Source organism: Pirellulales bacterium (assembly GCA_036490175.1).
Classification (GTDB): domain Bacteria; phylum Planctomycetota; class Planctomycetia; order Pirellulales; family JACPPG01; genus JACPPG01.
The window spans coordinates 1-3,853 of sequence record DASXEJ010000128.1 but is presented as its reverse complement, the minus strand read 5'-3'; the positions used below and the strand labels follow the sequence as shown (position 1 = coordinate 3,853).

Below are 3,853 nucleotides of genomic sequence, written 5' to 3'. Positions count from 1 at the left end.
CTCGCTACTACAGAACAATCCTCATCTGACCAATCGACTGGTTCAGCGATTGACGGAACCGCCTCGTCGCCGAGTAGTTTTCGCCACCAAGGGATGCGGGCGGCTACGGGAGCACTTGACGGGTCTTGTTCGAGCATCGCTGGGTTGTGTGCGATCCACGCCTTTCGTTCGCGGATGAAGGCAGTCTCCCAGGCCAACCAAATGGCTACGAGCGTCGTCAGGACAAACAGCGAAGCAAGGATGAATTGGAACCAGCGTCGGCGGGTCTTAGGGGCGGTAGGCATAGACATTTTGAGCCTCCTTGGCGCTTTCGTTTACCATTTGCGGCCATCCCGTCCGAGTGTTCGCAGCAGCAATGATGCGCCAAGAATCACCGATCCAGCGACATGGCCATTCATCAATATGCCAAAGCTGGCGAATGCCGTAATAGGGATTGCCACAGCAAGAGGTAGGTCGAGCAACCGCCGTGACGGCGACATTCACGTCAGCAAAATCATTTGCTAACTTGATCAGTCGCAATGTGGTTATTTATTCTCCGCCCCCTGCTTACGAAGCTTGAATCGTAGTGACACCGTCTTACCGCCGGGCAGATCAATCGGAAGGTCCGGGTCTGACCCGACTACGACGTTGTATTGCGGCGGTACCCCTGGGACGTAGCGATGCTTGCCGGCGGGTACAAGCTTGCGGAACTTCCCCGCGGCGTCCGTCTCACCGGCAATCAACACTTGCGCGAATCCTTTTGGATCTTGTTTCGCGACCTCCCTGATGAAGATGTTTGGAATCCCCTGCCCGCTGTCGGCATCAACGACTTCGATCTCAAGTGTACAGCCTGCCGGCATGCGCAACACGCTTGACTGCTCTTGTGGTGCGTCGGAAACCGCCAAGGGCAACTTCGTTTCGAGATACCCGGCCGGCGTGGCTCGGTCGGGTTTGATCGTCAGCTCGTATTTTCCCGACGGCAGGATAAGGCTGACGGCTCCATGATCGTCGGTTTTCCCGGATGCAGAAACGTATTCCTTTTCTTGGCGCGACGCCGTGACGGACACGCCCGACGCTGGCGTGGCCGTATCGCCGTATAGCAATTGTAGGCTCAGCTTGCGGCCACGATCCAACCGAAGATTCACGTCCCCCACGATCATCGGGCGGCCGTCGTCGCCCTTGACGTTCGATTTGTCGGTCAGCGCGACCGAGTAAATGTGCTCGGCAAAATCTGGATGCGATAACGTGATGGTCGCCGCCGTTTCCTTCGTTAGCCCCGGCATGACAAAGCGGCCATCAGAGTCAGTCATCGCGGACGGCCCATCGACGAGAGCAACAAGGTAACGGTCACGTCTCATCGCAGGCTTGTCATCGTCAGTCAGCCTGCGGCATTGGAGAACATGGACTTTCGCGCCATGGATGGGTTTGTCTGACTCATCGACCAGCCGCCCGCGCATGGTGGCCTCGGCACCAAAGCTGAGGTCAGCGAAGAGCTTGTCGTCCGCGTAAACGGTGGCGTCTTGATGAGACGGCCGATCCTTGTCGTTGGCTTGGGGGCGATTCACGGGACGGAAATACCGTTCCCCCTGCCAAGCAAGCCCATGCCCCGGCGCGTTGGCATAGACTTGAAACACCCCTTGCGGAGGTTCGCCACCACCTAGCGGAAGTTTCGCGTCGCGGAATTCATACCTGCCGAGGGCATCCGTCTTGACAATGCCGAGACTTCCAGGCCCGACGCCGATGCTGAACGACACGAGATGAATCGTGGCGCCGGCCACCGGATCACCATCAACGTCTGTCGCCCGGCCAGCGATGGTGATCGCATGCTCCCCGACGATGCTACGTGCTTTGTCTTGGACCATTTCCTCTTTCACCTCGACCCTTGGTGGCGCGGCGGGTGGAGCAGCGACGGCACGATCGCCCGGCCCACGCACTCCAGCCACCAGCAGTCCAACGACTAACAAAGTCCCGACGATTGTTGCGCGCAACCAGCCTGTCACCGGACGTGTCAGCAATTGCCGCGGGTCGCGGAGCAAGTCGATTCTCCTTAAAAGAGTGCCGCTGGCTGGCAAGAAAGGACGTGCTGCCCAAGGGATGGGGCGGTTATCGCAGCGCAGCGCCAGCCGCGCCAAAGTCGTCAAATACTCGATCCGTGAGCCGGTTACGGCCGCCGCCGTGGCATCGGCGGACAGCTCTTGTTCCAATCGCAACCGACGCGCCAACCAGTGGACTAAGGGGTGGTAATAGTGAGCAGCCACGCAAAACTGAGCGAATAGCCCCGCGGCATAGTCGCCGCGAGCTACGTGGGCAATCTCATGCGCCAGGGCGATGCGCAATTCGGATTCGCTCCAGCTCGCCCAGTCGTCGGGTAAGATCACCAGGGGCCGCCGCCAGCCGATGGTGACGGGGCTGGCAAGTTGTAATGACGCACGGACTTCGATTGGACGCGAACAGCCTAGGTCGTGTCGCAATCGCGCGATCTCGCGACCTAAAGCCTCGTCCGCAACGGGCACATTCGCACCGAGCATCTTCCGCACAGCCCAGAGGCCGACCAACAGTCGCGAAATGCCCAGTGCTGCGGCAAACGCTAGCGCGGCGATAACGATGGCCGGCCAACTCCAAGAGGACTTTTTGCCAGTGGCAGTCAGGTTCTGGGCGAACCCATGCAACAATGTTTCCCAAAAAGTTGCTGCTCCCGTAGCCCCATGAACGCCGTCAGCCATTATTCGGGTCGCGTCCTGGGCCGCCGTGTGCGAAGTGCTCGGTGCCATTTCGCCGGGAGTTAGCCCTTCGCTGGGATGAACCACCGGCGGCGTTGAATCAACTGTGATGCTACCAGGCGACAGCGACACCCAGCGCGGCCAGGGGGAAATCGCTAAAGCTGAAACGAGCAGCGAAACAGCGAGTGCCGCGACGATGGCCTGCGACCCAGCCGCAGGGCCGCGGCGTCGGACGACTGAGTACAAACCGATCGCGAACAATGTCACCGCGCTTACTTGAGCGATGGCCCAGACTGCCGTGATCCCCAGGGCGTTCATTGCTGTTGCTCCTTGAGAATCTGTTCGAGCACGGCCCGCTCTTTGGCGGTAAGCCGTTTATGTTCGGTCAGACGCACCAGCAATTGTTCGCGCGAACCCCGGAAAACGCGGTCGAGCACGTCGCGCAGCAGTGACGCCGAAACTTTCTCATAGGACCTGACCGAGCGGTATCGGAACGGCCGCTGATCGTTCGTTTGCTCGACGAATTTCTTGTCGTGCAGAATTCGTACCAACGTGGCAACCGTCGTGTAAGCGCGTTCACTGCCGCCGTTCGCCAGCGCATCGCGGACATCTTGTACGGTTGACTCTCCACAGGTCCAAAAGACGTGCATAATCTCAAGTTCGCGCGCGGTGAGTTCCCTAGCGGGTGGTCTGGCCATATCCATCCGATCCTTCTGCGGTGGTGTTGCGGCAGGCATTCGGCCGGTAACCGCGAGTTCGTGTTATTTAGATTTGGTTTTATAGTAATGCGGACTGTGGCGAAGTCAAGCGATTTTTCTACGAGGACATCTTGATCAAAAACGGCTGTGATCCGCTGGTTGCGATTGCCGGCTCGGTTATCGAGGAGCCTCGGCCGCCATGCGATCGAAGTGCCGACGCGGCGAAATCGCTCGGTGCCTTGATCGGCGTACTTGTCGCGCTGACCTATGTCATCTGGCGAGCGCTCGAACGCGGCGGATCAGGATGCGGGGTAGCCAACCACGGCAATAGATAGTTTTAATTTCTCGTCGTCCACCATCAAGATGGCGGCGTGAGCGGGATGCACTTATCGGTCACCGGGTAATCCACGGGGGATCGGAACGGCTTCGATGGGCCTTTCTGCGCGGTGGAAGACG

Annotated in this window: 4 protein-coding genes; all 4 read right to left on the bottom strand. The window is 59.3% G+C overall.

The window, feature by feature from the left end:
• Positions 1 to 290 (bottom strand): hypothetical protein (locus tag VGG64_09730; GenBank protein ID HEY1599870.1); only part of this gene is annotated, 290 nt, incomplete at its 3' end.
• Positions 268 to 519, bottom strand: coding sequence for a hypothetical protein (locus VGG64_09725; GenBank protein HEY1599869.1), 252 nt, complete (start codon positions 517 to 519; stop codon positions 268 to 270). The genes VGG64_09725 and VGG64_09730, both read right to left, overlap by 23 nt.
• 5 nt (positions 520 to 524) lie before the next feature.
• Positions 525 to 3,017, bottom strand: coding sequence for a M56 family metallopeptidase (locus VGG64_09720; GenBank protein ID HEY1599868.1), 2,493 nt, complete (start codon positions 3,015 to 3,017; stop codon positions 525 to 527).
• Positions 3,014 to 3,397, bottom strand: a complete 384-nt coding sequence (locus VGG64_09715; protein HEY1599867.1) for a BlaI/MecI/CopY family transcriptional regulator — start codon at positions 3,395 to 3,397, stop codon at positions 3,014 to 3,016. The genes VGG64_09720 and VGG64_09715 overlap by 4 nt, the downstream gene beginning before the upstream one ends.
• Between the last annotated feature and the right edge of the window lie 456 nt (positions 3,398 to 3,853).

What these genes read in the sequence shown, in the direction of transcription:
- VGG64_09720 (HEY1599868.1), bottom strand. Translation starts at nt 3,017, where the DNA reads ATGAACGCCCTGGGGATCACGGCAGTCTGGGCCATCGCTCAAGTAAGC.
- VGG64_09715 (HEY1599867.1), bottom strand. Translation starts at nt 3,397, where the DNA reads ATGGCCAGACCACCCGCTAGGGAACTCACCGCGCGCGAACTTGAGATT.